Genomic DNA, 1,602 nt, shown 5'->3' with positions numbered 1-1,602 from the left:
CACCCGCTACGACCGCTGCGCACACACCTTCTTCTCCGCCATCTGCATCGCAGCCAGTGTCACCTTCTATCTCAAAGAATGAGTCCTGACCCTAGCTGCCGGTGGCCACGCGGCGATGTTGGCTGACCTCCTCGCTTATGACTTGACGGGTTTCGAGGTTCGGAATGTCCCCAACACAGAAGGCCTACAGGAGCAGCGGAAGCTATCCCAGAAGACCCATGAACTTTGGTGGGTAGACGTCCTTTCACGCGGCTATGTTACGGCGGGTTGTGGCGAAGCGTGGCAGGGTTGGGTGGCTACTTCTACGCTCTTCAATGACTATCTAAGCTTTGCCAAAGACCGTGATGAGCGAGATAAGTTAGCGCGTGAAACGTTCGGCAGATTTATCGTGAAGATGGGTGGGAAATCCAAGCGCATGCCCGCTTCCGAACGTGACAGCAATAGCCACCCCCTGCCGATAGAAGGTGAGGGAACAAGGCCGCCCGGTTACGCATGGTCATCTCTAGAAGATGCACGCACCATCTGTGAAGAGGTCACAGGCCTGACCTACGACTGGCCCGTGCTGGACGAAGACGAACCGACTACCGCGAACGGCGAACCTGATAACGCGAACGATGAGACGGAAACACCGCCCGCGCCCGCCGACAACGTGTACGACTTCACCGTCGCGAAGGACCGCGCGAACGCGGCCTAATCCTTATCAACATTCAATTTCATCCTATCAATTTATATCTAGAAGCCTTTCAATGACCGCTACAATTCTGCCTCTCCGTTCCACTGCCAAGACCGCCCGTGAGTCGTCCAACATTACGCCTCGCTACCGCGTGCCCAAGCCGAGCAACGACCGTGATGCGCCACTGCCGAGAGATGCGGCAATGGCCATCATTGGCAAGCTAGGTCTGTCCGCGACTGACTTAACCGCCGTATCCCACGCCACCGCGAAAGCCGCGCGGGCGGCATCGCGCAAGCTAGATAAAGCAGATGACGCGGGGTGGTATCTGTATTCCGCTTGGCGTGTGCTAGCCGATGCGCGGGAGATGTTCACGGACTGTACCAATGGGTGGCGCCGCCGTGATACGGAATGGTACCCCACGCCCACCGCAATGGAGTTGTGGTGGTGCGGAGGACTGACGACCGGATATGTGTGGCGCCATTACGATTGGCTTCCCACCAGCGTATTCCATGGCAGCTATCACCTTAATCATCGGGACGAGCGCGCATCACTGGGAGAAATCGGCAAGTTCTTAACGCGGATGGGTCTCAAGCGCTCTCGACGCTATTTCAATGGTCAGCGATGCTACGGTTACAGCGTCGGAGATCTAGAGGATGCCCGCAAGGCCTTCCTGCACAAAGTAGTGCGGGCACCGCATGCTCGGTAACGTCGCCGCATACGTGGTCGGCTGGTTTACGGCTACCGCATCCCCGATATCGAGACGGCGCGCCATGGTGGCGCGGGGTGCCAACGGAACTGTCGGAAAATCCGATAGTTCTTCCTACATACGATAGCGCGTCACCGTGACACGCTATGCCAAAAAGGCTAATGATTTCAGTATTCTCTGCACGGTGCAGTAAACCCCCGGCTGCCGAAAAGCTGAAAATCAG

General features: G+C 57.2%; 2 protein-coding genes. Both read left to right on the top strand.

The features are described from left to right. The first annotated feature begins 115 nt into the window (after nt 1-115). Nucleotides 116-694, top strand: coding sequence for a hypothetical protein (locus tag GSQ83_RS02245; RefSeq protein WP_158801088.1), 579 nt, complete (start codon nt 116-118; stop codon nt 692-694). A gap of 52 nt (nt 695-746) precedes the next feature. After that, on the top strand, nt 747-1,379 hold the full coding sequence (locus GSQ83_RS02240) for a hypothetical protein (RefSeq protein WP_158801087.1): 633 nt from the start codon (nt 747-749) through the stop codon (nt 1,377-1,379). Nucleotides 1,380-1,602: the final 223 nt, after the last annotated feature.

Source organism: Acidisoma sp. L85 (assembly GCF_009765865.1).
Lineage (GTDB): Bacteria > Pseudomonadota > Alphaproteobacteria > Acetobacterales > Acetobacteraceae > Acidisoma.
Note: the sequence above shows the minus strand (reverse complement) of the source record. Positions and strands in the feature narration are given on the sequence as shown.